The following is a 26808-nucleotide window of genomic DNA, read 5'->3' as shown; positions in this document are numbered from 1 at the left end:
GTGGGTTAGCCGAAGGCGTAACCCACCGCTTTGGTTTCCGCAGAGACAGAAGAGGTGGATTACGCCTAGCGAACTGCGCTTCGCGCAGTCCGCATGGCTAACCCACCCGACAACTCCATTACGACAGCTGTGCCCGCTTACGCGTGCAGCTTCTGCAGTTCCTTCAGGATCGCTTCGCCCATCTGCGTGGTCGAGGCGGCGGTGGTGCCTTCCGACTTGATGTCGGCAGTGCGCAGGCCGCTCGCAAGAACCGCGGCGATGGCGGCATCGACCTTGTCGGCGAGCGCGCCCATGTCGAAGGAGTAGCGCAGCGCCATGCCGAAGGACGAGATCATCGCGATCGGATTGGCGAGGCCCTGGCCGGCGATATCAGGCGCCGAGCCGTGCACGGGCTCGTACAGCGCCTTCCGCTTCTTGCTCTTGACGTCGACTTCGCCGAGCGAGGCCGAGGGCAGCATGCCGAGCGAACCCGTGAGCATCGCCGCGATGTCGGACAGCATGTCGCCGAACAGATTGTCCGTGACGATGACGTCGAACTGCTTCGGCCACTTCACCAGCATCATGCCGCCGGAATCGGCGAGCTGATGCTCGAGCGTGACGTCGGCATATTCGCGCTTGTGGAGCGCCGTCATGACCTCGTTCCAGAGCACGCCCGACTTCATGACGTTGCGCTTCTCCATCGAGGTCACCTTGTTCTTGCGCTTCCTGGCAAGCTCGAAGGCGACGCGGCCGATGCGCTCGATCTCATAGGTGTCGTAGACTTGGGTATCGACAGCACGCTTCTGGCCGTTGCCGAGATCGGTGATGGTCTTGGGCTCGCCGAAATAGACGCCGCCGGTCAGCTCGCGCACGATGACGATGTCGAGGCCCTCGATCGCCTCGCGCTTCAGGCTCGAAGCCTCGGCCAGCGCCGGGTAGCAGACGGCCGGACGCAAATTGGCGAACAAAGCGAGATCCTTGCGCAGCCGCAGCAGGCCGGCTTCCGGGCGCACCTCGTAAGGCACCGCGTCCCATTTCGGGCCGCCGACGGCGCCGAAGATGATGGCGTCGGCAGCCATCGCCTTGGCCATGTCGCCTTCGGAGATCGACACCTTGTGGGCGTCATAGGCCGAGCCGCCGACGAGGCCGGTGTCGGTCTCGAACTTGGCGATCCCGGCCGAATTGAGCCAATCGATCAGCCGCTTCACCTCGCCCATCACCTCGGGGCCGATTCCGTCGCCGGGGAGCAGCAGCAATTTGTGGGTCGCCATGGTCGTCCTTCCTCCGTTTCGTCATGGCCGGCATAGCCGGCCTAAGGGACGGCGTCGCTTCCGCTCGCCTATGTCCCGGCCATCCACGTCTTGCCTCGACAGCCCTGAAGGCGTGGATGCCCGGCACAAGGCCGGGCATGGCGGCATCTCGTGAATTTCGGCCGGAGTGCTAGAGCGGCGTTGCGCGCTTGGCAAGACACCATTGCCGCCGCGCGGCTGTGCAAGCCGGGCAGGGCCTGCCACAGTGCGCGGGCCGGAGTACCCCTTGCTCGCCCAAAACCGTTCTTCTCGAGATCGACCCCCGCCTGACGCACATCCCGCGCGGCTCATCCTGATCCTGTCGCTGGCCGCGACGGTCGGGCTCGGCATCGGCCGCTTTGCCTATGCGCTGGTGCTGCCCGACATGCGGGAGGACCTCGGCTGGTCCTATTCGGCGGCCGGTTTCATGAACACCATCAACGCCGTCGGCTATCTCGTGGGCGCACTGGTGGCGTCCCGGCTGATCCAGCGCGTCGGCTGGTCGGCGGCGATCCGCGGCGGAACCGTGGCCTGCGTCGCCGCGCTGGCGGTCTGCGCGCTGACGGGAAATTTCATCGCGCTGAGCCTCGCGCGTCTCGTGCTGGGCCTGGGCGCGGCAGCCGGCTTCGTCGCCGGCGGCGCGCTGGCGGCGACCGTCGCACAGTCGCGCCCGGAGCGGGCCAATTTCCTGCTGAGCCTGTTCTATGCCGGACCCGGTATCGGCATTCTCTCGTCCGGGCTGATCGCCCCGTTCACGCTGCAGCATTTCGGCCCGGGCTCGTGGTGGATCGTGTGGTGGGCGATGACGCTGCTCTCGGCCGTGATGACGGTGCCGCTGTTTCTGGTCCGGATCGAGAGCGGCGCGCGCTTCAGCGAAGGCAGCCACGCCGCCTTCGCTGTTCTGCCCGTGCTGATCTATCTCGCCGCCTACTTCCTGTTCGGTGCCGGCTACATCGCCTACATGACCTTCATGATCGCCTATGTGCGCGACGGCGGCGGCGGCGCCACGGCGCAGGCCGCGTTCTGGGGCCTGATCGGCCTCAGCGCCTTCGTCACGCCTTGGGCCTGGCGCCGCGTGCTCGCGCTCGATCGCGGCGGCCTCGCCACCGCGATCATTCTCGGCACCAACGCAATCGGTGCGGCATTGCCGATCCTCGGGCATTCGCCCGCGTGGCTCGGAATCTCGGCCGTCGTGTTCGGCGTCGCCTTCTTCGCCGTGGTCGGCTCGACCACCGCCTTCGTCCGCTTCAACTATCCGAGCGGGATGTGGCCGACCGCCATCGCGGCGATGACGATCTCGTTCGGCGTCGGGCAGACACTCGGCCCGATCGTGGTGGGCGCGATCACGGATGCGCTGGGGAGTTTGAGTTATGCGCTGAATGTGTCGGCGGCGCTGCTGGCGCTGGGGGCCGTGGCAGCGTTGTGCCAGCGCAAGGTAGGGCCCGCCTAGCCGTCAGCTCCCGCTGTACGAATTATACCCCTGGTCTTCCCAATAGCCGCCCTTGTAGTCGTTGGTGACTTCCATCGAGATCACGTATTTCGGGCTCTTGAAGCCGAGCTTTGTCGGCACACGGATCTTCATCGGGAAACCATAGGCGCGCGGCAGGATGTCGTTGGCGTATTTGAACGTCATCTGCGTCTGCGGATGCAGCGCGGTGCGCATGTCCAGGGGCGAGTTGTAGCCGTCCTTGTCGGCGCACTGGAACCAGACATATTTCGCGCGGGTGTCGGCGCCGATCAGCTTCAGGAAATCGCGCAGCGGCGGGCCGGTCCAGCTGCCGATCGCGCTCCAGCCTTCGACGCAGATGTGGCGGGTGATTTGCGTGAACTGCGGCAGCTTGTAGAGCTCCGGCAGCGTCCACGATTTCTTGTTGTCGACAAGACCGCGCACTTCGAGCTTCCAGTCGTCGCCGTCGACGTCGGGAGCTTCGTCGAGATCGTAATAGCCGTTGAACGGAAACGGCTTGGTAATCGCGCTCTCGGGAAATGTCGGCGCCAGCGCGTCGGGATTGAAGATGAAATCCTGCACGGCGTCGTTGAACTTCGAGATCCTTGTGAGCAGGGCATCGGCCGAGGACGAATCGACCACGTCGCAGCCGGTGAGCAGCGTCAGCGCGCCGAGGCTGGCGCCACCCGCGATGAAGCGGCGGCGGGTGAGATCGGGCATCACCTTGAGGGAGTCCTTGATCAGCAGCCGCTTGTCGACGCCGGGAATCAGGAATGAACGCTTTGCCATGTTTCTCTCCTCACCGACCGATGATCATCGCGCGCAGACTCTTTGGCACCAGCAGCGCGAGCAGCACGTGAATGACGAGGAAGGCGCAGATCGCGGCCATGCAGAAGAAATGGACGTAGCGCGCGGTCGGATAATCGCCGAACAGCATCACGAGATAATAGAGCTGCACCGGTTTCCACATCGACAGGCCGGAGAGCACGATCAGCACGCCGACCACGATGATGCCGGCATAGAGCAGGCGCTGCACGTAGTTGTAGACGGTGAGATCGTCATGGCCGAGCTTGAAGGTCAGGGCGGCCCTGACGTCGTGGAGCACGCCCGATGGCGTGATCGGCAGCAGCTTTTTGCGGAACCGGCCGGATGCGAACCCAGTGACGAGATAGGCGAGGCCGTTGATCATCAACAGCCACATCGCCGCAAAATGCCAGAGCAGGGCGCCGCCGAGCCAGCCGCCCAGCGTGTACTCGCGCGGAAAACTGAAATTGAACAGCGGCGAGGCGTTGTAGATCTGCCAGCCCGACAGGATCATCAGGATCATGGCGACGGCGTTGGTCCAGTGCATCACCCGGACCCAGGCCGGCTGGATCACCTTGCCCTTGGTGGTGCTGATTTGCTCGTCGGTCACTGTGAGGCTCGACATGATGGTTCCGTCCTGAACGTCCTGTGTCAGAGATTATACGCCGTTAAGCCCGCTTTCGTTACGCCAGGCGGCGAATCGAATCGCCGGCCATGCCAGTCACAATAAAGCGAGCCGGGTCGCCCCGGCTCGCTGTTTCGCCGCATCCTGCAAGGGATGAAACAGGGGTATGCGGTGTTACGTCGCCGGCATCAGCACGGTGTCGACCACATGGATCACGCCGTTCGACTGGTTGACGTTGGGGATCGTCACCATCGAGGTGCCGCCCTTGGCATCGACGATCCAGACCTTGCCGTCCTGCTTCTTGACGGTGAGTTCCTCGCCCTCGACGGTCTTGAGCTTCTTGCCGTCGGTGAGGGCGGAGGCCTCGAGCTTGCCGGGCACGACATGGTAGGTGAGGATCTTGGTCAGGGTCGCCTTGTTCTCGGGCTTGACCAGGGTGTCGACGGTGCCGGCCGGCAGCTTGCCGAAGGCGGCGTTGGTCGGCGCGAACACCGTGAACGGCCCCTTGCCTTCCAGCGTCGGCACAAGGCCGGCCGCCTTCACCGCCGCCACCAGCGTGGTGTGGTCCTTCGAATTGACGGCATTCTGGACGATGTTCTTCGAGGGGAACATCGCGGCGCCGCCGACCATGACGGTCTTTTCCTCGGCGCGGGCGGGCGCGATGACGGTCGCGGTGATGGCCAGGGCGCTGAAGGCTGCGGCGGTGAGATAGGCAATGCGCTTCGACATGGAGACACTCCCGATTTCGATGATGACCGGTGATGACCGGCGTTTGCGTTGGGGCAACAACGGCAGCTGGCGACAGTTTGGCGTGAGGTCGCAGCGCCGTCGTTGGTCCGAACTACGGGAGGGTTTGCGAAGCGGTTTCGAACAAAAATTCTTTGTGATGCGTGAAACTATGGGGCGGCGTGTCCGTGTGGGCGAACGCGCGCACCCCGACGAAGGTATTGAGTAAGGTCACTCAATCCCTGCTCTGCGGCGTCTGAATAAATCCCCGATTATGCGTCGGGCTGATCAGGAGCTCGTTGATGCAGACGCGCGGCGGCATGCTGGCGATGAATGCGATAGTGCGCCCCAGATCTTCGGATTGCAGCATCCTGGCCTGCTCCTCCTCGCTCGGCACCACCGGGCGCAGCTTCAGGATCGGCGTCGCCACCTCGCCCGGCATCAGGCAGCAGGCGCGCAGGCCGTTGACGCATTCGTCCATGTTGAAGGAATGGGTGAGCGCCAGCACCGCATGCTTGGTGGTGGTGTAGGCCGGGCCGGGCATCTTGGAAACATGGCGGCCGGCCCAGGACGAGACGTTGATGATCGAACCGTCCTGCTGCTTGCGCATCGTCGGCAGCACCGCGCGCATGCAATAGAGCACGCCGTTGAGATTGACCTGGACGAGCTTGTCCCAGCCCTCCAGTTCCATGTCCTTCCAGCTGCGCCTGGGAACGTTGATGCCGGCATTGTTCACAAGCAGGTCGATCCGGCCATGCTTCGCGCCGATGTGATCGGCTGCCTTCTGGACTTCAGCAGCATTGGAAACGTCCAGTGCCCGCGCCTCGGCGGCCCCGCCCGTCCCGGTAATTTTCGCAACCACGGCATCCAGGGCGTCCTTGCGGCGGCCGGAAACCACCACCGTCCAGCCGTCGGCAGCCAGCGCCTCGGCACCGGCCTCCCCGATCCCGCTGCCGCCGCCCGTGACCCAGGCCACGCGTTTCCCGTTTTTTGCCATGCCAACTGTCTCCGTTGCTTCATTGGGGCGGTTTTTGCTAATCCAGCCCTCGGTTTTGACCGGCCTTGTCAGCCTTGCGGTCGAGGAAATCTTGCATGAACCACGCAGCCAACGCCAATCTGTTTTCCCGCCTGTTCGACGGCCTCGACGATCCCAAACGCCTCGCGATCGAGACGCAGGACGGCGGCCACATCAGCTACGGCGATCTGATCGCGCGGGCCGGGCAGATGGCGAATGTGCTGGCCGCGCGCGGCGTGAAGCCCGGTGATCGCGTCGCGGTGCAGGTGGAGAAATCCGTCGCCAATATCGTGCTGTATCTCGGCACGGTCAGGGCCGGCGCGGTCTACCTGCCACTCAACACCGCCTATACGCTGAACGAGCTGGATTACTTCATCGGCGATGCCGAGCCGTCGCTGGTGGTCTGCGATCCCTCCAAGGCCGAAGGCCTCGCCCCGATCGCCGCCAAGGTGAAGGCCAAGGTCGAGACGCTTGGATCTGACGGCAAGGGCTCGCTGACCGAGGCCGCCGACAAGGCGAGCCCCGAATTCACCACGGTGCCGCGCGAAAACGACGATCTCGCCGCGATCCTCTACACCTCAGGCACCACCGGCCGCTCCAAGGGCGCGATGCTCAGCCACGACAATCTCGCGTCGAACTCGCTCTCGCTGGTCGGCTACTGGCGCTTCACCGACAAGGACGTGCTGATCCACGCGCTGCCGATCTATCATACTCACGGCCTGTTCGTGGCGACCAACGTGACGCTGTTTGCGCGGGCGTCGATGATCTTCCTGCCGAAGCTCGATCCGGATCTGATCATCAAGCTGATGGCGCGCGCCACCGTGCTGATGGGCGTGCCGACGTTCTACACGCGCTTGCTCCAGAACCCGGCGCTGTCGCGCGAGACGACGAAGCATATGAGGTTGTTCATCTCGGGCTCTGCGCCGCTGCTCGCCGAAACCCATCGCGAATGGTCGGCCCGCACCGGCCACGCCGTGCTCGAGCGCTACGGCATGACCGAGACCAACATGAATACGTCGAACCCCTACGACGGCGAGCGCGTGCCCGGCGCGGTTGGCTTCCCCCTGCCCGGCGTCTCCGTGCGCGTCACCCAACCCGAGACCGGCAAGGAGCTGCCGCGCGACGAGATCGGCATGATCGAGGTCAAGGGCCCGAACGTGTTCAAGGGTTACTGGCGCATGCCTGAGAAGACCAAGTCGGAATTCCGGCCCGATGGCTTCTTCATCACCGGCGATCTCGGCAAGATCGACGACAAGGGCTACGTCCACATCCTCGGTCGCGGCAAGGATTTGGTGATATCAGGCGGCTTCAATGTCTATCCGAAGGAAATCGAGAGCGAGATCGACGCCATGCCCGGCGTGATCGAATCCGCCGTGATCGGCTTGCCGCACGCGGACTTCGGCGAGGGTGTCACGGCGGTGCTCGTTTGCAGCAAGGGCGCCGACGTGACCGAAGCCGCCGTGCTGAAGGCCCTCGACGGGCGTCTCGCGAAGTTCAAGATGCCCAAGCGCGTGTTCGTCGTCGACGAGCTGCCGCGCAACACCATGGGCAAGGTGCAGAAGAACATTCTGCGCGATACCTACAAGGATCTTTACGCGAAGAAGTGAGGCGGCTGCTCCCTCGCCGTCATTGCGGGGAGCTCTTGCGACGAAGCAATCCAGGCTGCCTCCGCGCAAGGATTCTGGATAGCTTCGCTGCGCTCGCAATGACGGAATGTGTGGCGCTACTGCCCACCCATCAGGCTCATCACAAACCGGCTGCCGACGATAAACAGATAGCACCCGAACGCGACTTCCAGCGTCCGCTTCGACATCGCGTGCGCAGCCCGCACACCGAGCGGCGCGGTCACGAGGCTCATCGGCATCACCAGCACGGCGCCGATCAGCGAGACGTAGCCTAGCGCGAACGGCACTTGCAGTACCGCAACGCCAGGATAGGTCGTCGCCGCCGGCCAGCCCGCATAGATGTAGCCGAGCGCGCCGGGGATCGAGATCAGCACCGCGAGCGCTGACGAGGTCGCGACCGCCTGATGGATCGGGCGACCGTAGAACGTCATCAGCAGGTTCGAGAACAATCCGCCCCCGATGCCCATCAGCGTCGAGAGAAGGCCGACGCAGAAGCCGTAGACCCGCATCAGCGGGCCCTTTGGCAGGTCGTCGCCCAACTTCCAGCCTTCGCGCGCGAAGATCAGACGTGCCGCAGCGGAATAGGCAACCGCGACGAACACGATCTTGAACAGCTTCTCCGGCGCGTAGCGCGCGATCACGCTGCCGGAGACGACGCCGATGATGATCGGCAGCCACCAGATGCGCAGGATCGTCATGTCGACGGCGCCGCGCTTGTGATGCGCCTGGAACGAGCGGATCGAGGTCGGGATGATCACGGCGAGCGACGTGCCGATGCAGAGCGCCATGCGCACTTCGAGCGGCACACCGGCGATACGAAAGCATTCGTAAAACACCGGCACGAGAATCGCACCGCCGCCAATGCCGAACACGCCCGCGAGAAAGCCGGAGAGCGCGCCGGTCGCGACCAGCAGCAGCGCGAGCTCGGCGATCTCCTTGATATCAAGACCTGCGATCACCTCTGACCTGCCCCCGCGACTGGCCGCATCACCGCCGAGACGTCTGCCCGGATTCGGCTGCGCGCCAAGCTGTAGGCGATCTGTCTGGTGCGGTCGACACGCCGCGCCTGTCGTCGTGGGTGGATTGCGGGTTGCGCATATCCGCCGTCACACGAAAAATCGGTGCGCGTGACGGAATTTGGAGATGACATCTCGGCTGGCCGAGCGGTGCCGGCCGTCATGAACTGACTAGTTCGATCCGGGGCGGCTGGCCGAGGGGTTAGAGCCGTTCCAATAGTGATTTCAATGCGCCTCGACTTCCATGTGAAAGAATGATTTCACATTCTATTCTTTGTCGGTGCACCATCCCTCTGGTATACCAAGCCCCTGATTGGCCTTGCTTCATCAAGGGTCTAGAGCTGAACGCCGGTTCGATTTATGGCGATTTGGTGATTGCGCAGGCCAAATCGACTCCGTAAATAGAGCCGACCCTTCGCGATCCTCGCGCGCCCGCTGCTGGGCCGCAATAAACATCAAAAGCCCATGACAGCACGGATCGAACGACCGCTTTCACCACACATGCAAGTCTACCGCTGGACGTTGACGATGGCACTGTCCATCGTCCATCGCGCCACCGGCATCGCGCTTTACGTCGGGACCCTGCTGCTGGCCTGGTGGCTGATCGCAGCGGCGTCCGGCTCCGCCGCGGCCTATTCCAATGTGCAGGCCTTCACCGGCAGCATCATCGGCCGGCTCATCGTGTTCGGTTACACCTGGGCACTGATGCATCACATGCTGAGCGGCATCCGCCACTTCGTGTGGGACCTCGGCTTCGGCTTCAAGGCCAACGAGCGTGAGGCTCTGACCTGGGGCGCGCTGATCGGCGGCATCGTGCTGACGATCCTGATCTGGATCGTCGCCTACGCGGTCGGAGGTGTCCGATGAGCACAGCCGATACGCCCAAGCGCAGCATGCGCACTCCGCTCGGCCGCGTCCGCAATCTCGGCGCCGCGCATTCGGGCACCTCTGATTTCTGGCGCCAGCGCCTCACGGGCGTCGCGATGACCCTGCTGATGCTGCCGGTGATCGTCGTCGTCATGATGACGCTCGGCAGCAACCAGGCCGGCGCCAAGGTGATCCTCGGCTCGCTGCCTGTCGCAGTGATCATGCTGCTCTTCATCCTCGCCAGCGCCTGGCACATGAAGATCGGCATGCAGGTCGTGATCGAGGACTACGTCCATAACGAGAAGCTGAAGCTCGTCTCGATCATGCTCAACAACTTCTTCTCGATCGCCGTCGCGCTCGCCTCGACCTACGCGATCATCAAGATCTCATCCGGAGTGTAACCCATGGCCAGCGAGACCAATGGCAAGGGCAACGGCGCTCCCGCCACCAACGGCAAAGCCTATCCGATCGAAGACCACACCTATGACGTCGTCGTGGTCGGCGCCGGCGGCGCGGGTCTGCGCGCCACGGTCGGCTGCAGCGAGGCCGGCCTGAAGACGGCCTGCATCACCAAGGTGTTTCCGACGCGCTCGCACACGGTCGCGGCGCAGGGCGGCATCTCCGCTTCGCTCGGGAACATGCACAAGGACGACTGGCGCTGGCACATGTACGACACCGTGAAGGGGTCGGACTGGCTCGGCGACCAGGACGCGATCGAATACATGGTGCGCAACGCGCCCGACGCGGTCTACGAGCTCGAGCATTGGGGCGTACCGTTCTCGCGCACCGAGGACGGCAAGATCTATCAGCGTCCGTTCGGCGGCATGACCACCGAGTTCGGCAAGAGCCAGGCGCAGCGCACCTGCGCCGCCGCCGACCGCACCGGCCATGCCATGCTGCACACGATGTATGGCCAGTCGCTGCGCCACGCGGCCGAGTTCTTCATCGAGTTCTTCGCCATCGACCTGATCATGGACGATCAGGGCACCTGCCGCGGCGTCATCGCGCTCAAGCTCGACGACGGCACGCTGCACCGCTTCCGTGCCCAGACCGTGATCCTCGCCACCGGCGGCTACGGCCGTGCCTACGCCTCATGCACCTCGGCGCACACCTGCACCGGTGACGGCGGCGGCATGGTACTGCGCGCCGGCCTGCCGATGCAGGACATGGAGTTCGTGCAGTTCCACCCGACCGGCATCTACGGCTCGGGCTGTCTCGTCACCGAGGGTGCGCGCGGTGAAGGCGGCTATCTCGTCAACTCAGAGGGCGAGCGTTTCATGGAGCGTTACGCTCCTTCGGCGAAGGACCTCGCCTCCCGCGACGTCGTCTCGCGCGCGATGACCATCGAGATCCGCGAGGGGCGCGGCGTCGGCAAGAAGAAGGACCACATCTTCCTTCATCTCGACCATCTCGATCCCGCTGTGCTCGCCGAGCGCCTGCCGGGCATCTCCGAATCCGCGAAGATCTTCGCCAATGTCGACGTGACGCGCGAGCCGATCCCGATCGTGCCGACCGTGCACTACAACATGGGCGGCATCCCCACGAACTATCACGGCGAAGTCCTGACCAAGAAGGACGGCGACGACAACGCGATCATCCCCGGCCTGATGGCGATCGGCGAAGCCGCCTGCGTCTCCGTGCACGGCGCCAACCGTCTCGGCTCCAACTCGCTGATCGATCTCGTCGTGTTCGGCCGCGCTGCTGCACTGCGTCTCGCCGAAAAGCTCACGCCGAACGCCAAGCAGCCCGAGCTGCCGGCGAACTCGTCCGACCTCGCGGTCGGCCGCCTCGATCATTATCGCTACGCCTCCGGCGGCACGCCGACTGCGAAGCTGCGCGAAGGCATGCAGCACGTGATGCAGAACAACTGCGCGGTGTTCCGCACCGGTGACATCCTGAGCGAAGGCCAGAACCTGATCGAGAAGGTCCACAGCGGCATCACCGACATTGCCGTGTCCGACCGCTCGCTGGTGTGGAATTCCGACCTGATCGAGACGCTGGAATTCGACAATCTGATCTCGCAGGCGGTGGTGACGATGGACTCCGCCGCCAACCGCACCGAGAGCCGCGGCGCGCATGCGCGCGAGGACTTCTCCGCGCGCGACGACAAGAACTGGATGAAGCACACGCTGGCCTGGCTCGACGACAAGGGCAAGGTCAAGATCGAGTACCGCCCGGTTCACGACTACACCATGACCAACGACGTGCAGTACATCCCGCCCAAAGCGCGCGTTTACTGATCGAACAGCGAAAGCCTTATCGAAATGGTTGAATTCGCACTTCCGAAGAACTCCAAGATCACCGGCGGCAAGACCTGGCCGAAGCCCGCGGGCGCGACCGAGACTCGCGAGTTTCGCGTCTATCGCTGGAATCCGGATGACGGCAAGAATCCGAGCGTCGACACCTACTACGTCGACACCCATGATTGCGGTCCGATGGTGCTGGACGGCCTGATCTGGATCAAGAACCACATCGACCCGTCGCTGACCTTCCGCCGCTCCTGCCGCGAAGGAGTCTGCGGCTCCTGCGCCATGAACATCGACGGCCAGAACACGCTCGCCTGCACGCGCTCGATGCACGACGTGAAGGACGGCGCGGTGAAGATCAATCCGCTGCCGCACCAGCCGGTGGTGAAGGATCTGGTCCCCGACCTGACCAATTTCTACGCGCAATACGCCTCGATCGAGCCGTGGCTGAAGACGACCTCGCCGACGCCGCAGAAGGAATGGCGCCAGAGCCACGAGGACCGCGAGAAGCTCGACGGTCTCTACGAGTGCATCCTGTGCGCCTGCTGCTCGACCTCCTGCCCGAGCTATTGGTGGAACAGCGACCGCTATCTCGGTCCCGCCGCGCTGCTCCAGGCGAACCGCTGGGTGTCCGATTCGCGCGACGAGGCGACCGGCGAGCGGCTCGACAATCTCGAGGACCCGTTCCGGCTCTACCGCTGCCATACCATCATGAACTGCGCCAAGGCGTGCCCGAAGGGCCTGAACCCGGCCGAAGCCATCGCCGAGCTCAAGCTCAAGATGGTCGAGCGCCAGATCTAGGGCCTTTTTCATGCAGCGACCCCGGCCCGAGCGGCCGGGGGTGCGTTTTTGGGCAAAATTGACCCATCCCGCGTCGCGGGCGAATCAGCGGCCCACAACCTCCGGTTCCGCCACAAGCTGCTTCCTTCCCGGCGCCAGATTCAAGTAAGCTCTCCGGTCGGGGGACCGGAGCGACCGTGCAGGGCGCGCAACGCAATTCGCTGAGACTGCTGAAGTGGATGATGGCTGCATCCCTGGCGCTGCCGATTGCGCTGTTCGCCATCGCCGCCACGATTTCCTACAATTCGACGCTGGATATTGCCGACCGGGAGATCGAGCGCACGCTCGATGTCGCGCATGAGCACGCGCTCAAGGTGTTCGAGACCATCGACCGCAGCCTCGCCGAAATCAACGAGGTCGTGCGCGACCTGCCTGACGATGTGATCCGGTCACGGGAAGGCGCGCTGCACAAGCGCCTGAAACAGCTCACCGACACGCTGCCGCAACTGAAATCGGCCTGGATCTTCGATGCGAACGGAAAGTCGCTGGTCAACAGCCTGGCCTCGCCACCGCCGGAACTGACCTTTGCCGACCGCGACTATTTCTATGCACATATCGACCAGAGCATCGGCACCTTCATCGGCACCTCGCTGACCCCGCGTCAGCCCTATCAGGGCGCGCGCTTCTTCGGCGTCAGCCGCCGCCGCAACTCCGACGACGGCAGCTTCACCGGCGTGATCCAGGCGTCCGTGCTGCCGGAATATTTCGAGAGCTTCTACGCGCGGATCGGGACCGATCCGGGCGCCTTCTTCGCGATGGGGCGCGCCGATGGCGTGCTGCTGGCGCATTTCCCGCGGCTCGACCACGAGTTCCGGCTCGATCCGAACGGCGAGGTCGGCCGGGCCATCGCAAACCATCCCGATCATGGGCTGATGACCATCGCCTGGCCATCCGACGGGATCGAGCGGCGCATCGGCTACCGGCGCGTCGCCGAATATCCGATCTATGTCAGCGCCGGCCTCGAGACCTCGGCGATCCGCGCACGCTGGCTCGCGACCATCAGCCAGCATCTCGTATTCGGCGCTCCCGCGACCGCCCTGCTGTTCGTCCTGCTCGCCGTCGCCTTCCGGCGCACCCAGCATCTGCAGCTCGAAGCTGCCAAACGGCGCGAGGCCGAGGACGCGCTCAAGCACAGCCAGCGGCTGGAGGCGCTGGGCCAGCTCACCGGCGGCGTCGCTCATGATTTCAACAATCTGCTCACCGTGATCCGCGCCTCCGTCGACCTCCTGAACCGGCCGCAGCTGAGCGAGGAACGGCGACAGCGCTACATCACGGCGATCGCGGAGGCGGTCGGGCGCGCGGCCAAGCTGACCTCGCAACTCCTTGCCTTTGCGCGGCGCCAGACCTTGAAGCCTGAAGTGTTCGACATCGGCGATCGCATGCAGTCGCTGCGCGACATGCTCGCCACGCTGCTTGGCCCGGCGATCGAGATCGTCACGCAATTGCCGGCCGAGCCCTGTCTCGTCAACGCCGATGCCGGCCAGTTCGAGACGGCCATGATCAACATGGCGACCAATGCGCGCGACGCCATGCAGGGCAAAGGCCGGATCGTCTTCACGGTGCACCCGGCGACGGCCGTTCCCGACACGCTGACGCACCTTTCAGGCAGTCACGGCTTTGTCTGCGTTGCCGTCAGCGATACAGGAATCGGCATTCCCGCGGCACAATTAGGGCGCATATTCGAGCCGTTCTTCACCACCAAGCAGGTCGGCCAGGGCACCGGTCTCGGCCTGTCGCAGGTGTTCGGCTTCGCGCGGCAATCCGGCGGCGAAGTCGCCGTCATGAGCGAGGTCGGCCAAGGCAGCACCTTCTCGCTCTATCTGCCACGCGTGCCGGCGGCTCTGCTGCCCCGAAGCCAGGCGCCGACCACCCACCTGCCGTCGCCGGCAGCGGCATGTCGGTGCTGGTCGTCGAGGACAATATCGAGCTCGGCAATTTCGCCGCCGACGGACTGACCGAACTCGGCTACAGCATCACGCTGGTCGACAACGCCACCGACGCACTCGCTGAGCTGGTCGGCAACGCGGATCGGTTCGACGTCGTGTTCTCCGACGTCGTCATGCCCGGAATGACGGGGCTCGATCTCGCTCAGGCGATCCGCGATCGCTGCATCGGCGTCCCTGTCGTGCTGACCACGGGCTATAGCCAGGCTTTGTCCCAGGACGGCGTCGCCGGCTTCGAGCTCGTGCAAAAGCCCTATTCGATCGAGGAGTTGTCGCGTGTGCTGCACCGGGCCGCGCGGCTGAGGCGGGTGCGGGACGGCGCTGCGGAGTGAGGCCGGGAACCCGAGGAAACCGGTTCGCGTTATCGCCTCATGCAGAAGCCGGTCCCGAACAATGACCAGGGCAAGACGCCGCCCATCGTGAAGATCACCGGCGAGAACGGCGATGACGTCGCACCGCCGCCGCCGGAAGTGCTCGAGCCCGATCCTGAACTCACGCCAGAGGAAGTCGAGCAGGCGCGCAAGGATTATCTCCTCACCCGCTTCTGGATCAGCGCGCGCGGCTTCTGGAGCCGGAATGGCGACCGCCTTGCCTGGCCGTTCTCGATCGGCCTCGTCGTGCTGATCGTCCTGACCGTCGGCTTCCAATACGGCATCAACGTCTGGAATCGCGCGATCTTCGACGCGATCGAGAAGCGCGATGCGACTACCGTCTTCCATCTCTCGGCCGTGTTCTTTCCGCTCGCAATCGGCAGCATCGTGCTCGGCGTCGCCCAGGTATTCGTCCGCATGAGCATCCAGCGGCGCTGGCGTGCCTGGCTCACCAACAGCGTGCTGACGCGCTGGCTCGCCAACGGACGCTACTACCAGCTCAACCTCGTCGCCGGCGACCACAAGAATCCGGAATACCGCATCGCCGAGGATTTGCGCGTCGCCACGGACTCGCCGGTCGATTTTCTCGCCGGCGTGACGTCCGCGTTGCTGTCGGCCGCGACCTTCATCGTCGTGCTCTGGACCATCGGCGGCGCGCTCACCGTCACGATCGCCGGATCGACCATCACCATTCCCGGCTTCCTCGTGATCGCCGCGATGCTCTACGCGGGCATCGCATCGGGCTCGATCCTGGTGATCGGCCGTCAATTCGTGCAGGTCTCCGAGGACAAGAACCAGGCCGAAGCCGAATTCCGCTACACGCTGACGCGCGTGCGCGAGAACGGCGAGAGCATCGCGCTGCTCGGCGGCGAGGACGAGGAACGCGGCGGCATCGACCGCAATTTTACCGGCGTGCTCAGGCAATGGGCGCGGCTCGCGGGCCAGCATATGCGCACCACGCTGGTGTCGCAGGGCTCGAGCCTCATTGCGCCGGTCGTGCCGCTGCTGCTCTGCGCGCCAAAATTCCTCGACGGCAGCATGAGCCTCGGACAGGTCATGCAGGCGGCCTCCGCCTTCACCATCGTGCAGAGCGCATTCGGCTGGCTGGTCGACAATTATCCGCGGCTCGCCGACTGGAACGCCTGCGCGCGCCGTATCGCCTCGCTGATGATGTCGCTCGACGGCCTCGAGCGTGCCGAGCAAGGCAACGGCCTTGGCCGCATCAAGCGTGGCGAGACCGGCAACGACGCCATGCTGGAGCTGAACGATCTCGCCGTCACGCTCGACGACGGCACCGCCGTGGTCGGCGAGACCGAAGTGGTGATCGAGCCCGGCGAGCGGCTGCTGGTCGCCGGCGAATCCGGCACCGGCAAGAGCACGCTGGTGCGCGCCATTGCGGGCCTGTGGCCGTGGGGTGGAGGCGGCGTCAATTTCCACCCTGACAGGCGCCTGTTCATGCTGCCGCAGCGGCCCTACGTGCCCTCCGGCAACCTGCGCCGCGCGGTCGCCTATCCCGGCGCGGCTGACCACTGGACCGTCGAGGAGATCGGCGAGGCCCTGCACAAGGTCGGCCTCGACCACCTCAAGGAGAAAATCGAGGACGAGGGGCCGTGGGACCAGACGCTGTCAGGCGGCGAGAAACAACGCCTCGCCTTCGCGCGGCTCTTGCTGCACAACCCCGATATCGTCGTGCTCGACGAGGCGACCTCGGCGCTCGACGAGAAGAGCCAGGACAAGATGATGCAGATGGTCACCGACGAACTGCCGAAGGCGACCATCGTCAGCGTGGCGCATCGTGTCGAGCTGGAAGCCTTCCATAGCCGCAAGATCGTGCTGGAGCGCCGCAAGGGCGGCGCCAAGCTCGTCAGCGACATCGACCTGATCCCGCGCAAAGGCAAACGCAAGCTGCTCGGGCGATTCCTGCGCCAACGGAAGGCGACGGTGAAAAAGGCGGCGTAAGCGGCGTTGGAGTCCCCACCAAAACCGGCTATGCATGCGCCGCCTGCAACGAGGACCGCCTGCTTGACGCCCGACAACACCCCTTCAACCGCGCCGTTCGGTGCGTTTGCGCCGAACGCAGCGCAGGCCGCGATCATCCGCCTCGCGCAACAATCGGGGCTGAAGCGCGGCGCATTCCGTCCGTGGATGTCGCGGCTGGTCAATCTGCTGCGCGGCGGCCCGGTCGACGTGCAGTATCAGGGCGCCTCGTTCCGCTTCTATCACCAGGGCAGCGCCACCGAACGCGGCGCACTGTTCAACCCCGACTACAACATCGACGAGCTCGACTTCCTGCGCCAGCACACACCGGCCGGCGGCAGCTTCGTCGATGTCGGCGCCAATGTCGGCACCTTTGCGCTGGTGATGGCGCGGCATGTCGGGACGTCAGGCAAGGTGATCGCGATCGAACCGCATCCCCTCACCTTTGGACGGCTCTCGTTCAACCATGCCGCATCGAAGGCAGCGCAGGTGCGCCTGGTGCAGGCCGCTGCGGGCGACGCCGACGGCGAGCTGATGATCGAGAGCGGCGGCGGCAATCTCGGCGCCACGCATGTCGTCACCGGCACGGCCAGCGCTGAAGCCATCAAGGTGCCGTCGCTGCGGCTCACGCGCATCCTCGAAGAGGCCGGCGTCGGCCAGGTCGATTCGCTCAAGATCGATGTCGAGGGCTTTGAAGACCGCGTGCTGATCGGCTTCTTCCGCGACGCGTCGCCATCGCTGTGGCCGCGCGCGGTGGTGATCGAACATCTGTCACAAAACGAATGGCGAGAAGATTGTATCGCTGACATGGTTGCGCGCGGCTTTACGATCGCGCGCAAGACGCGAAGCAATACGTTCCTGTCACGCTGAACAACGGAGGTTGCGATGATCGATCATCTGGGCATGTCCGTCTCCGACTATGAGCGCGCGAAGGCGTTCTACGCCAAGGCGCTGGCGCCGCTCGATTACAGCCTGATCATGGAAGTGACGGCGGAGCAGACCGGCCACGGCCCCGCGGCAGGCTTCGGCGCCGGCGGCAAGCCGGATTTCTGGATCGGCGGCGAAGGCGCGATGAACAAGCCGGTGCATGTCGCAATATCAGCGAAAGACCGCGCCACGGTCGATGCGTTCTACAAGGCTGCGATGGCGGCCGGTGGCCGCGACAACGGGCCGCCCGGCCTTCGCCCGCATTATCACGCGAACTATTACGGCGCCTTCGTGCTCGACCCCGACGGCCACAACATCGAGGCGGTCTGTCACGCGCCGGAATAGGACGGCGCGACGGGGAACATCGGTGCCGGATCATCGTTGTCGCTCTCCAGACAACTGATCTTTGTGATGCCGATGCCGATCGAACCGCCAGAGATACCGCCGTCGACACCCGGCACGCCGAGCGAGCCGCCGCCCGGAATCCCGCCGGGCAATCCGCAGCCGGAGATCACGCCGCCGGTGCGCGAGCCCGGCGAATCGCCACGGCCCGATGAATTGCCGGGTCGCATTCCCGAAGAGATTCCATCACGCGGACCAAACGGCCCGCTTGCGCCGAATCCCGCGACGGATACCAATTCGTCGCAGGATCACATGTGAGACGAGAGCGACACATGTGAGGCGATTGCCACATGCGCCTGAATGCGCAATGAACGTTGTTTGTGTGACATGATTTGCATGCAGAAATAAATCGCGACGCAATGTCTTTGCCCGCCACAATCCGGCCTAACGCGTAGCTGTTCATCATCCGACTTCACTTCGTCAAAGAACCTTCCGGGGAATTTCACGACATGACCAATCTTCGCTTCGTGCTGCTTGCCACGACGGCTCTGACCGCGATGCAATTCGCAAGCTCCGCATCGCATGCGCAAAGCGCGCCGCTCGTGGTCGCGCAGGCCCAAGAGACGGGCCCTGACGGAAAACCGAAGCAGCCTCCGAAGGAAGCGCCGAAGGGGCCGCCTCCCGCTGCGCGCCCGGCCGCACCGCCGCCCGCGGCTCCTGCTCGCCCGACCGCTCCCCCGCCGACGGCTGCCCCCCCGCATCCGCCCGCCGCACCTCCGCCGGCAGCCGCACCTTCACGCCCGACGCCGCCACCCCCGCCGCCCGCGGCACGTCAGGCTCCGCCGCCGCCCCCATCACCGCCGGCTGCACCGAAGCCACCGACGCCGCCTCCCGCAGCCGCCCCGCAACATGCACCACCCCCGGCTCCGCAGCAGCATGCGCCGCCTCCGCCACCCCCGCCGCCCGCGGCAGCGCCCGCACGTCCGGCTGCCACGCCGACACCTCCACCGCCCGCAGCCACACCGCCGTCCGCGGCCCGACCAGCTCCGACGGCAACGCCGGCTCCGACGCCTCCCGCCCCGGCAGCTCGCCCGGCGACGCCCTCAGCCACGCCAGCACCGTCCGCGACACCGGCACCTGGCGCCACGCCGCCCGGACGTCCCGGCGCGCCGCCGGCCGCAGGAACAACGGCTCCAGGTGCAACGCCGGCTCCGACGGCAACGCCGGCACCCGGCACCACGCCTCACGGACGTCCCGGCGCTCCTCCCGCCGCAGGATCGCCGGCTCCGGGCGCGACGCCCGCACCCGGCGGGGCGGTGACGTCGCCTCCCGGACGTCAGGGTGGAACGCCGCCCGCCGCGGGTGCACCCGCTGCCGGAACGCCGCCTGCGGCCCCGCAGGCGGGTGCCGTGCCGCGTCCCCCGGCTCCGCCACCCGGCGCCGCGGCGCCGACCGTCGTCCCTGCCACGCCGGCCGCCGCACCGCCGCCGAACAAGGCGCAATACGCGCCGCCGACGGTTGCACCGGCCTTCCGCGCCGCGCCGACAGTTGCAGCACCGCTGCCGCCGCCGCCGCGTCCGCAGCAACGTGACCTGACGCCACTTGCGATCGGGGCGGGCGTGGTCGCCGGCGCCGTGATCGGCGCCACCATTGCCGACTACCGCAATCAGCGGCACGAGGTCGTCGAAGGCGGTCGCACCATCTACACCGAGCCGGATCGCATCATCGTCCGCGATCCGAGCGGCCAGGAGTACGTGCGCGGCAACGATCTCTATCGCTTCCGCTATGGTGCGCGCGACATCCGCACCGAGACGGTCGGCGGCGAAACCCGCACGGTCGTGATCCGTCCCGATGGCACCGAGATCATCACGGTGGTCGGTCCGGACGGGAGCTTGATGCGCCGTATCCGCAGGGACACGCGCGGGCGCGAGATCGTGATCATCGACAACACCTACCGCGATCCGCGTGCGGTCGGCGGCTTCTATGTCGACGTGCCGCCGCCGGTGGTCAGCATCCCCTACGATCGCTACATCGTCGATGCCCAGGAGGCCTCGCCGCAGGTGATCTACGACACGATGCGGGCCCCGCCGGTGCAGCGGATCGATCGGCGCTACTCGCTCGACGAGATCCGCTACTCGCCGAACGTCCGCATGGCGATGCCGAGCGTCGACGTCAACACGATCAACTTCGCCACGGGATCGTGGACCATTCCGCCGGACCAGGCGGCGCGGTTGCAGGTGATCGCCGACGGCATCAACCAGGCGATCCAGGCCAACCCGCAGGAAGTGTTCCTGATCGAGGGCCACACCGATGCGGTCGGCAACGACGTCGACAATCTGTCGCTGTCGGATCGCCGGGCGCAGGCCGCGGCCGAATTGCTGACCCAGCAGTTCAACGTCCCAGCGGAGAACCTGACCTCGCAGGGCTACGGCAAGCAGTACCTGAAGGAGCAGACCGACGGCCCGAGCCTGATCAACCGGCGCGTCACCGTCCGTCGCATCACGCCGCTGCTCAATGGCGGCCAGGCCAACGCGGCACCGCCTCCGCCGCGCCAGTAAGACCATCGCAAAAAGAAATGGCCGGGAGCGATCCCGGCCATTTTCTTCGTCCTTGCGAGGAGCGAAGCGACGAAGCAATCCAGACTGTCGCTGCGGAGAGATTCTGGATTGCTTCGCTTCGCTCGCAATGACGAATCGGGCGACAGTCGCGGGTTACGTCAACCCTTGTCGCTCTCCAGCTTGAAAATCTGCGAGCCTTCGCTGCCCGACAGCAAGCCGGTCTTGGAATAGAGACCGAGCTTGGTGCGCGTATCGGCGATGTCGAGATTGCGCATGGTGAGCTGGCCGATGCGGTCGGCCGGCGTGAACGGCGCGTCCTCGACCTTCTCCATGCTGAGCCGCTCCGGCGCATAGGTGAGGTTGGGGCTCTCGGTGTTCATGATCGAATAGTCGTTGCCGCGGCGCAGCTCGAGCGTGACCTCGCCGGTCACGGCCCGCGCGACCCAGCGCTGCGCGGTCTCGCGCAGCATCAGGGCTTGCGAGTCGAACCAGCGGCCCTGATAGAGCAGACGCCCTAGGCGCATGCCGCTGATGCGGTACTGCTCGATGGTGTCCTCGTTGTGGATGCCGGTGACGAGGCGCTCATAAGCAATATGCAAGAGCGCCATGCCCGGAGCTTCGTAGATGCCGCGGCTCTTCGCCTCGATGATGCGGTTCTCGATCTGGTCGCTCATGCCGAGGCCGTGACGGCCGCCGATGGCATTGGCTTCGAGGAACAGCGCGACGGGGTCCGAGAAGGTCTTGCCGTTCAGCGCCGTCGGCTGGCCCTCCTCGAAACGCACGACGACCTTCTCGGCCTTCACGGTACAATCGTCGCGCCAGAACGGCACGCCCATGATCGGGTTGACGATCTTGATGCCGCTGTCGAGGCTTTCGAGATCCTTGGCTTCGTGCGTGGCGCCGAGCAGATTGCTGTCGGTCGAGTACGCCTTCTCGGCGCTCATCTTGTAGGCAAAGCCTTGCGCCGTCATGAATGCCGACATCTCGGCGCGGCCGCCGAGTTCGTCGATGAACTGCTGGTCGAGCCATGGCTTGTAGATGCGCAGGCTCGGATTGGTCAGCAGGCCGTAGCGGTAGAAGCGCTCGATGTCGTTGCCCTTGAAGGTCGAGCCGTCGCCCCAGATGTTGACGCCGTCCTCCTTCATCGCCGCGACCAGCATCGTGCCGGTGACGGCGCGTCCGAGCGGCGTGGTGTTGAAATAGGTGATGCCGCCGGTCGAGATGTGGAACGCGCCCGACTGGATCGCGGCGATGCCCTCGTGGACCAGTTGTGTGCGGCAGTCGACCAGCACGGCCTTCTCGGCGCCGAACTCTTCCGCCTTGCGCGGGATCTCGTTGTAGTCGGCTTCGTCGGGCTGGCCGAGATTGGCGGTATAGGCGTAGCAGCGCGCACCCTTCTGCTTCATCCAGAGCAGCGCCGCCGAGGTGTCGAGGCCGCCAGAAAAAGCGATGCCGACTTTCTCGCCCTTGGGCAGGCTTTTCAGGATCGTGGTCATGGCGCTTCCAATCGGGGCTCAAGTGGCTGATGGCTGATGAGGTGTGACCGCGCGAATATCAAATTTCGCAGGACTCGGCACGCATTTAATGGCTCAAATCGACGCTGCCGGACCGGTCTTGCGGCCGAACAGGCGCTTGCGGAGCCGGTAGGCGGGCATGTTCAGCCGGGTCAGGGCAGCATCGATCGCCTCGTCCGAAAACCGGGTCCGGGGCCAGCGGTAGATCATCGCGTAGCCGAACCAGATCACCACGAAGGTGACGAGGCCGGCGGTCGCGACATCGGTGAAGAAGTGGCCTCCGAAGGCCATGCGGAGCCCGCTGGTCACGGCACCGAACACGACTGCACCGGCATAGGCGAGCGGCCGCCACGCCGGCGGTGCCAGCGCGGCCGGCGCCAGTGTCCAGAATGCCGTCGCGCCTTCGCCCGAGAAGAACGAGCAATTGCGCGCGCAATCGCCGCGCGGATCCCACCACGCCACGAATTTCTGGTCGCCGGCGAATTGCGTGACCACCACCGGACGCGGCCGGCCCCAGTAGGTCTTGAAGGTGAGGTTGGTGAGAATGCCGGCCGACAGGATGACCGTGACCAGCAGGAACACGATCGCGCGGCCCGACACCATCAAGGGCCGGTCGGGCCTGATCATCTTGACCACGAGCGCGACCAGCGCCGGCAGCACGAACGCCCAGGAGACCCACATTGCAGCGTCGCGCGCGATTCCGGCCCATTCGTTCAGCTTGAGTGGAAAGGTTTTTGTCGCGGGATCGAAGAACAGCGCGGCGAGCTTGAGATCGAGCTCGGGATAGAGGCCGAAAACGACGCCGATCACGAGCCACAGCGCCAGGGCGATGAAGAGTCCAGTCCGGTTCATGGCGCGCGGTTTAGCGGAGTGGGACGGGGATGGAAACCCTGGAAGGCAACACGAATTACCGTGCATCCGGCCTTGAATTCGACGGCAGCGGCGGAGGCGGCTTGCGCGGGGGCGGCGGGATGCGCCAGGCGCCGGCGTTGCGGCCGGCGACCAGCCAGTAGACGACGCCGGCAACGATGCCCGCACCGGTCATGATTTCGAGGTGACGCCGCACGATGCCTTCGAATTGAAACGTATCAGGATGGAACGGGACAAGACCTAGATAGCAGGCGAGCCCGACCAGGCCGCCACCGACGGCATAGGCCAGCGCGCTGCGGATATAGAGCGCCTCGGTGATCGCGGCGATCAGCATCGCCGGCACCAGCGCAAAACCGGAGACGAAGATGAAGCCGAAGCCGAGCAGGATGTCGATCGTGCCCTGATCGACGGGACCGGCGCCAAGATCGGAAAATTCCGGAAACAGCAGCGCACCGACGACGATCATGCCGCCGACAAAGCAGGCGGCGAGAAAGCCGATGAAGATGACGATGAGGCGGCCGATCAGGGACATGGCGCCCTCACCGTCATTGCGGGCGCAGCGAAGCGATCCGGAAATGCGTCCGTGGAGACAATCTCGATTGCTTCGTCGCTGCGCTCCTCGCAATGACGAAGTCGCGAGAGGGCAGACATGATCCTCAATCCGTCATCGCCATGGCGCGTAGCGCCTGGCGTTCGCGCGCGCTGAGCTTCTCCGTCTCCGACTTGAGCTGGCCGCAGGCGGCGAGAATGTCGCGGCCGCGCGGGGTACGCACCGGCGAGGAATAGCCGGCATTGAAGATGTATTCGGAGAACTTTTCGATCTGGTCCCAGTCCGAGCATTCGTAGGCCGTGCCGGGCCAGGGATTGAACGGGATCAGATTGATCTTGGCGTGAATGCCCTTGAGCATCTTCACCAGCAGCTTGGCATCATCGAGCGAATCGTTGACGCCCTTGAGCATCACGTACTCGAAGGTGATGCGGCGCGCATTGGAGGCGCCGGGATAGTCGCGGCAGGCCTGCAGCAGCTCCTTGATCGGATATTTGCGGTTGAGCGGCACCAGCTCGTTGCGCAGCTCGTCGCGCACCGCATGCAGGGAGATCGCGAGCATGACGCCGATCTCCTCGCCGGCGCGCACGATGTTCGGCACCACGCCCGAGGTCGACAGCGTGATGCGGCGGCGGGAAATGCCGATGCCTTCATTGTCGCCGACGATCAAAAGCGCATCGCGCACCGCGTCGAAATTGTAGAGCGGCTCGCCCATCCCCATCATCACGATGTTGGTGACGCGGCGCGTGCCGTCCTCGCGATCGGCCCAATCGTTCAAGCGGTCGCGCGCGACCATGATCTGGCCAACGATCTCGCCGGCAGTGAGGTTGCGCACAAGTCGCTGCGTGCCGGTGTGGCAGAAGGAACAGTTGAGCGTGCAGCCGACCTGCGAGGAGACGCAGAGCGTGCCGCGATCGGTCTCGGGGATGTAGACGCACTCGACTTCATGGGCGCGCTCGACGTTGTCGCCGCTCGGCAGGCGCAGCAGCCATTTGCGGGTGCCGTCGTTCGAGATCTGCTCGGCCACGACTTCGGGTCGGTCGACTGTGAAGTGCTGCGCGAGTTCGGCGCGAATGCCCTTCGAAATCGACGTCATATCGTCGAAGCTCTGGGCGCCGCGGAAATAGAGCCAGTGCCAGAGCTGCTGCACACGCATCTTGCGCTGCGCCGGTGCGACGCCGATCTCGCCGAGGCGATCGGCCAGCTCGGTGCGCGACAGCCCGATGAGCGACGGCTTGGCCGGCGGCACATAGGTTTCAAGCGGAGTCTTCTCCACCAGGATTGCGTCGCGCGGCTCGGTCGTCGGTTGCATTGGCTGCCTGAAATCTCTCGTCATGCCGGGCTCGTCCCGGGCATCCACGTTCTGTTCCGCCCGCTGCCAGCGCGTGGATGGCCGGGACAAGCCCGGCCATGACGGCTACACCTTAGGGATGCCCCTATATAGCAACTGGAATCGCCGATTGCGACCGTGATCGCGCCCGCAGCCTTAACGCCTGCAATCCTGCGAAATCCGGTCCAGCGCCTGGGCGAGGCCCTTCAGCGAGAAGGTGTCGGTCGTCTCCGTGCCCTTGGCCGAGACGCCCTTGACCACGAGATCGGCGGATTTGCGCATGGCCTCGACCATCCGATCCTCCTCGGCCGCATTCTTGATCCAGAGGCCGTCGCCCTGCGTGTACATCGCGAAGGAGGCGCCACCTACCTCGACGGTCGATTCCGACCCCGGCTTCAGCGCATAGCCGATCATGACGGAGACTTCGTTGTTCACCTTCTCGGCCGGGCGGGTCGAGACGAAGGCATAGGCCGGATCACGCGGCCGGTTCGGCGGATTGGTCTTCGACGACGACGGCTTGGCCAGCGCAAAGCAGACTTTCTTGCCGTTGGGCATCGCCGAATAGGCGCCCCAGGTGCCGAACTGACCGATCAAGGTCGGCTCCGCGCCGCCCGCCACCGCCGCGGGCGGGGCGACCGGCTTACCCTCGGGCTTGGCTGCCGTCTTTGCAGTTGCATGGGCCGGCGCAGCCGCCTTCGGTGCGGCTTTGGGCGCCGGTTGCGCCGTCTGTGCCCGTGCAGAATCAGCGATTCCGCCGGCCGCCACGCCAGTCATCAAAGCTAAAATCAGCACCCGCCACATGCCGGAGTGGTTCCCTCAATATTGTGACTGGAAGATGGCCCGGTCGCGCTTTGTCCCCGAGTCAGGGATAGCCGGGAAAGTCCAATTTGGGAAGGCAGTTAGCGGGTGAGCGCGACTAGCTTTTGGTGCGTCCAGCGCGCTGCTCGGCCCATTGCGCGTCGGTCCACCGCAACAGGTCCTCGGCGCCGGAACTGCGCAAATGCGCGCCGCCGTCAATCACGACCATCTCGCCATTGATGTAGCCGGCGCGGTCCGAGACCAGAAAGCTGGCGAGGTCGGCGAGCTCGCCGTGCTCGCCGTTGCGGCCCATCGGGTTGCGCGTCAGGCTGTCATCCCGCCCCTGGATCCGCAACTGCCCGGAAGCACCCGGCGTCGGGAACGGGCCCGGCGCGATCGCGACCGTGCGGATGCCCTTCGGGCCCCACTCCACCGCGAGGCTCTTAGTCATCGCCAGCACCGCCGATTTCGCCATCGCGGAGGGAACGGTGAAGGCACGGCCGGTGATGGTCGAGGTCGACAGGATCGAGAGCACGACGCCATTGTGCTTGCCGTCGATCCAGCGCTTGCCGGCAGCGAGCGTGCAATACATTGCACCGTGCAGTGTCGGCGCCAGGATCGCATCAGCCGCGCGGAACGACAGATGCTCACTCTGCGCGATGAAGGTCGCAGCAGCGTTGTTGACGAGGACGTCGAGCGGCGCCTCGCGCCAGATCGCGTCCATCATCTCGTCGACCGCCGCGCCGTCGCGAACATCGCATCCGATCGTCGTGACCTTGCCGCCGATCTGCGCACGCATTTCGCTCGCAGTGGCTTCGAGCCGGTCAATCTTGCGACCGCAAATCACGAGCTCTGCGCCGAGCGCGAGGAAGCGGCGCCCCATCGCAGCACCGAGGCCCGAGCCGCCGCCGGTGACGAGAATGCGCTTGTTCCTGAGCAGACCTGTTTCAAACATCGTTTGAATCCTCGCTGTTTCCCCACACTCCGTCATTGCGAGCGCAGCCAAGCAATCCAGAATCCGTCCTGCGGAAATAGTCTGGATGGCTTCGCTGCGCTCGCAATGACGAGGATAGGCCGAACGTAGCTTCTCGCAAAGAATCCGGATTGTCCGGCTGCAGTAAATCCGGCAAAACCGACCTCAACCATAACTCC

The 26808-nt window shown here is 65.1% G+C and carries 24 protein-coding genes and 1 pseudogene; 13 read left to right on the top strand and 12 right to left on the bottom strand.

Translation table 11 applies throughout. The features are described 5' to 3' along the window. Window positions 1-137 precede the first annotated feature (137 nt). A complete protein-coding gene (gene leuB, locus JQ631_RS19835; protein ID WP_212328340.1) occupies window positions 138-1250 on the bottom strand; it encodes a 3-isopropylmalate dehydrogenase in 1113 nt (370 codons plus the stop codon). Between the two features lie 265 nt (window positions 1251-1515). Here leuB and JQ631_RS19830 point away from each other — a divergent pair, with 265 nt between their 5' ends. Beyond that, entirely contained in the window at window positions 1516-2718 is a 1203-nt protein-coding gene (locus tag JQ631_RS19830; RefSeq protein WP_212328339.1) for a YbfB/YjiJ family MFS transporter, read from the top strand. Between the two features lie 3 nt (window positions 2719-2721). Here JQ631_RS19830 and JQ631_RS19825 read toward each other — a convergent pair whose 3' ends face one another. The 3 genes from JQ631_RS19825 to JQ631_RS19815 all read right to left on the bottom strand — a co-directional run bounded on the left by JQ631_RS19825 (window position 2722) and on the right by JQ631_RS19815 (window position 4873). Then, window positions 2722-3504, bottom strand: coding sequence for a molybdopterin-dependent oxidoreductase (locus JQ631_RS19825; RefSeq protein ID WP_212328338.1), 783 nt, complete (start codon window positions 3502-3504; stop codon window positions 2722-2724). A gap of 10 nt (window positions 3505-3514) precedes the next feature. Continuing rightward, window positions 3515-4144, bottom strand: a complete 630-nt coding sequence (locus tag JQ631_RS19820; protein WP_212328337.1) for a cytochrome b/b6 domain-containing protein — start codon at window positions 4142-4144, stop codon at window positions 3515-3517. Window positions 4145-4318: 174 nt separating this feature from the next. Beyond that, a complete protein-coding gene (locus tag JQ631_RS19815; protein WP_212328336.1) occupies window positions 4319-4873 on the bottom strand; it encodes a fasciclin domain-containing protein in 555 nt (184 codons plus the stop codon). Here JQ631_RS19815 and JQ631_RS19810 point away from each other — a divergent pair. Beyond that, a complete protein-coding gene (locus tag JQ631_RS19810; protein ID WP_212328335.1) occupies window positions 4860-5099 on the top strand; it encodes a hypothetical protein in 240 nt (79 codons plus the stop codon). The two genes, JQ631_RS19815 and JQ631_RS19810, sit on opposite strands and share 14 nt — an antisense overlap. A 6-nt stretch (window positions 5100-5105) precedes the next feature. On the opposite strand, the gene JQ631_RS19805 is transcribed toward JQ631_RS19810, so the two are convergent. Continuing rightward, on the bottom strand, window positions 5106-5867 hold the full coding sequence (locus tag JQ631_RS19805; RefSeq protein WP_212328334.1) for an SDR family oxidoreductase: 762 nt from the start codon (window positions 5865-5867) through the stop codon (window positions 5106-5108). Window positions 5868-5962: 95 nt separating this feature from the next. On the opposite strand from JQ631_RS19805, the gene JQ631_RS19800 reads away from it, so the two are divergent. After that, window positions 5963-7492 carry a malonate--CoA ligase gene (locus JQ631_RS19800; protein ID WP_212328333.1) on the top strand — a complete coding sequence of 510 codons (1530 nt, stop codon included), beginning with the start codon at window positions 5963-5965 and terminating at the stop codon, window positions 7490-7492. Window positions 7493-7608: 116 nt separating this feature from the next. Here the strand turns inward: JQ631_RS19800 and JQ631_RS19795 are convergent, their stop codons facing one another. Beyond that, window positions 7609-8469, bottom strand: a complete 861-nt coding sequence (locus tag JQ631_RS19795) for a sulfite exporter TauE/SafE family protein (protein WP_212328332.1) — start codon at window positions 8467-8469, stop codon at window positions 7609-7611. 522 nt (window positions 8470-8991) lie between these two features. On the opposite strand from JQ631_RS19795, the gene sdhC reads away from it, so the two are divergent. The 10 genes and pseudogenes from sdhC (at window position 8992) to JQ631_RS19745 (ending at window position 20597) form a co-directional block, all read left to right on the top strand. Beyond that, complete coding sequence (sdhC, locus tag JQ631_RS19790; protein ID WP_212328331.1) at window positions 8992-9393, top strand: succinate dehydrogenase, cytochrome b556 subunit; 402 nt, start codon at window positions 8992-8994, stop codon at window positions 9391-9393. Further along, on the top strand, window positions 9390-9794 hold the full coding sequence (gene sdhD, locus JQ631_RS19785) for a succinate dehydrogenase, hydrophobic membrane anchor protein (RefSeq protein ID WP_212328330.1): 405 nt from the start codon (window positions 9390-9392) through the stop codon (window positions 9792-9794). Before sdhC ends, sdhD begins: the two co-directional genes overlap by 4 nt. A 3-nt stretch (window positions 9795-9797) precedes the next feature. Continuing rightward, window positions 9798-11633 carry a succinate dehydrogenase flavoprotein subunit gene (sdhA, locus tag JQ631_RS19780; protein ID WP_212328329.1) on the top strand — a complete coding sequence of 612 codons (1836 nt, stop codon included), beginning with the start codon at window positions 9798-9800 and terminating at the stop codon, window positions 11631-11633. Window positions 11634-11657: 24 nt separating this feature from the next. After that, a complete protein-coding gene (locus JQ631_RS19775; RefSeq protein ID WP_212328328.1) occupies window positions 11658-12440 on the top strand; it encodes a succinate dehydrogenase iron-sulfur subunit in 783 nt (260 codons plus the stop codon). 176 nt (window positions 12441-12616) lie between these two features. Then, window positions 12617-14754 (top strand): annotated as a pseudogene (locus tag JQ631_RS19770) (hybrid sensor histidine kinase/response regulator). Window positions 14755-14793: 39 nt separating this feature from the next. Further along, window positions 14794-16752 (top strand): ABC transporter ATP-binding protein/permease, encoded by a 1959-nt coding sequence (locus tag JQ631_RS19765; protein WP_212328327.1) that lies wholly within the window; start codon window positions 14794-14796, stop codon window positions 16750-16752. A 63-nt stretch (window positions 16753-16815) separates the two neighbouring features. Beyond that, on the top strand, window positions 16816-17640 hold the full coding sequence (locus tag JQ631_RS19760; RefSeq protein WP_212328326.1) for an FkbM family methyltransferase: 825 nt from the start codon (window positions 16816-16818) through the stop codon (window positions 17638-17640). Window positions 17641-17655: 15 nt separating this feature from the next. Further along, window positions 17656-18042: a VOC family protein gene (locus JQ631_RS19755; RefSeq protein ID WP_212328325.1), complete on the top strand. Its 387-nt coding sequence runs from the start codon at window positions 17656-17658 to the stop codon at window positions 18040-18042. Between the two features lie 72 nt (window positions 18043-18114). Beyond that, window positions 18115-18357, top strand: a complete 243-nt coding sequence (locus tag JQ631_RS32345) for a hypothetical protein (RefSeq protein ID WP_249160787.1) — start codon at window positions 18115-18117, stop codon at window positions 18355-18357. Between the two features lie 191 nt (window positions 18358-18548). Then, the gene (locus JQ631_RS19745; protein WP_212328323.1) at window positions 18549-20597 is read left to right on the top strand and encodes an OmpA family protein; all 2049 of its coding nucleotides are present in this window, start codon (window positions 18549-18551) and stop codon (window positions 20595-20597) included. A gap of 158 nt (window positions 20598-20755) precedes the next feature. On the opposite strand, the gene argG is transcribed toward JQ631_RS19745, so the two are convergent. The 6 genes from argG to JQ631_RS19715 form a co-directional block, all read right to left on the bottom strand. After that, on the bottom strand, window positions 20756-22093 hold the full coding sequence (argG, locus tag JQ631_RS19740) for an argininosuccinate synthase (protein WP_212328322.1): 1338 nt from the start codon (window positions 22091-22093) through the stop codon (window positions 20756-20758). Window positions 22094-22186: 93 nt separating this feature from the next. After that, window positions 22187-22963, bottom strand: coding sequence for a phosphatase PAP2 family protein (locus JQ631_RS19735; RefSeq protein WP_212328321.1), 777 nt, complete (start codon window positions 22961-22963; stop codon window positions 22187-22189). A gap of 55 nt (window positions 22964-23018) precedes the next feature. Further along, window positions 23019-23513, bottom strand: coding sequence for a hypothetical protein (locus JQ631_RS19730; protein WP_212328320.1), 495 nt, complete (start codon window positions 23511-23513; stop codon window positions 23019-23021). Window positions 23514-23637: 124 nt separating this feature from the next. After that, a complete protein-coding gene (gene rlmN / locus JQ631_RS19725; protein WP_212328657.1) occupies window positions 23638-24840 on the bottom strand; it encodes a dual-specificity RNA methyltransferase RlmN in 1203 nt (400 codons plus the stop codon). A 174-nt stretch (window positions 24841-25014) separates the two neighbouring features. Beyond that, the gene (locus tag JQ631_RS19720) at window positions 25015-25659 is read right to left on the bottom strand and encodes an invasion associated locus B family protein (protein ID WP_212328319.1); all 645 of its coding nucleotides are present in this window, start codon (window positions 25657-25659) and stop codon (window positions 25015-25017) included. 115 nt (window positions 25660-25774) lie between these two features. Further along, entirely contained in the window at window positions 25775-26611 is an 837-nt protein-coding gene (locus JQ631_RS19715) for an SDR family oxidoreductase (RefSeq protein ID WP_212328318.1), read from the bottom strand. Window positions 26612-26808: the final 197 nt, after the last annotated feature.

The sequence above is a fragment of the Bradyrhizobium manausense genome (assembly GCF_018131105.1).
GTDB classification, from domain to species: Bacteria; Pseudomonadota; Alphaproteobacteria; order Rhizobiales; family Xanthobacteraceae; genus Bradyrhizobium; species Bradyrhizobium manausense_B.
The sequence above is the reverse complement of the archived record's forward strand: the minus strand, read 5'-3'. Positions and strand labels throughout refer to the sequence as shown.

What these genes read in the sequence shown, in the direction of transcription:
- leuB (WP_212328340.1), bottom strand. Translation starts at nt 1,250, where the DNA reads ATGGCGACCCACAAATTGCTGCTGCTCCCCGGCGACGGAATCGGCCCC.
- JQ631_RS19825 (WP_212328338.1), bottom strand. Translation starts at nt 3,504, where the DNA reads ATGGCAAAGCGTTCATTCCTGATTCCCGGCGTCGACAAGCGGCTGCTG.
- JQ631_RS19820 (WP_212328337.1), bottom strand. Translation starts at nt 4,144, where the DNA reads ATGTCGAGCCTCACAGTGACCGACGAGCAAATCAGCACCACCAAGGGC.
- JQ631_RS19810 (WP_212328335.1), top strand. Translation starts at nt 4,860, where the DNA reads ATGCGCTTCGACATGGAGACACTCCCGATTTCGATGATGACCGGTGAT.
- JQ631_RS19815 (WP_212328336.1), bottom strand. Translation starts at nt 4,873, where the DNA reads ATGTCGAAGCGCATTGCCTATCTCACCGCCGCAGCCTTCAGCGCCCTG.
- JQ631_RS19805 (WP_212328334.1), bottom strand. Translation starts at nt 5,867, where the DNA reads ATGGCAAAAAACGGGAAACGCGTGGCCTGGGTCACGGGCGGCGGCAGC.
- JQ631_RS19800 (WP_212328333.1), top strand. Translation starts at nt 5,963, where the DNA reads ATGAACCACGCAGCCAACGCCAATCTGTTTTCCCGCCTGTTCGACGGC.
- sdhC (WP_212328331.1), top strand. Translation starts at nt 8,992, where the DNA reads ATGACAGCACGGATCGAACGACCGCTTTCACCACACATGCAAGTCTAC.
- sdhD (WP_212328330.1), top strand. Translation starts at nt 9,390, where the DNA reads ATGAGCACAGCCGATACGCCCAAGCGCAGCATGCGCACTCCGCTCGGC.
- sdhA (WP_212328329.1), top strand. Translation starts at nt 9,798, where the DNA reads ATGGCCAGCGAGACCAATGGCAAGGGCAACGGCGCTCCCGCCACCAAC.
- JQ631_RS19775 (WP_212328328.1), top strand. Translation starts at nt 11,658, where the DNA reads ATGGTTGAATTCGCACTTCCGAAGAACTCCAAGATCACCGGCGGCAAG.
- JQ631_RS19765 (WP_212328327.1), top strand. Translation starts at nt 14,794, where the DNA reads ATGCAGAAGCCGGTCCCGAACAATGACCAGGGCAAGACGCCGCCCATC.
- JQ631_RS19755 (WP_212328325.1), top strand. Translation starts at nt 17,656, where the DNA reads ATGATCGATCATCTGGGCATGTCCGTCTCCGACTATGAGCGCGCGAAG.
- JQ631_RS32345 (WP_249160787.1), top strand. Translation starts at nt 18,115, where the DNA reads ATGCCGATCGAACCGCCAGAGATACCGCCGTCGACACCCGGCACGCCG.
- JQ631_RS19745 (WP_212328323.1), top strand. Translation starts at nt 18,549, where the DNA reads ATGACCAATCTTCGCTTCGTGCTGCTTGCCACGACGGCTCTGACCGCG.
- argG (WP_212328322.1), bottom strand. Translation starts at nt 22,093, where the DNA reads ATGACCACGATCCTGAAAAGCCTGCCCAAGGGCGAGAAAGTCGGCATC.
- JQ631_RS19735 (WP_212328321.1), bottom strand. Translation starts at nt 22,963, where the DNA reads ATGAACCGGACTGGACTCTTCATCGCCCTGGCGCTGTGGCTCGTGATC.
- JQ631_RS19730 (WP_212328320.1), bottom strand. Translation starts at nt 23,513, where the DNA reads ATGTCCCTGATCGGCCGCCTCATCGTCATCTTCATCGGCTTTCTCGCC.
- rlmN (WP_212328657.1), bottom strand. Translation starts at nt 24,840, where the DNA reads ATGCAACCGACGACCGAGCCGCGCGACGCAATCCTGGTGGAGAAGACT.
- JQ631_RS19720 (WP_212328319.1), bottom strand. Translation starts at nt 25,659, where the DNA reads ATGTGGCGGGTGCTGATTTTAGCTTTGATGACTGGCGTGGCGGCCGGC.
- JQ631_RS19715 (WP_212328318.1), bottom strand. Translation starts at nt 26,611, where the DNA reads ATGTTTGAAACAGGTCTGCTCAGGAACAAGCGCATTCTCGTCACCGGC.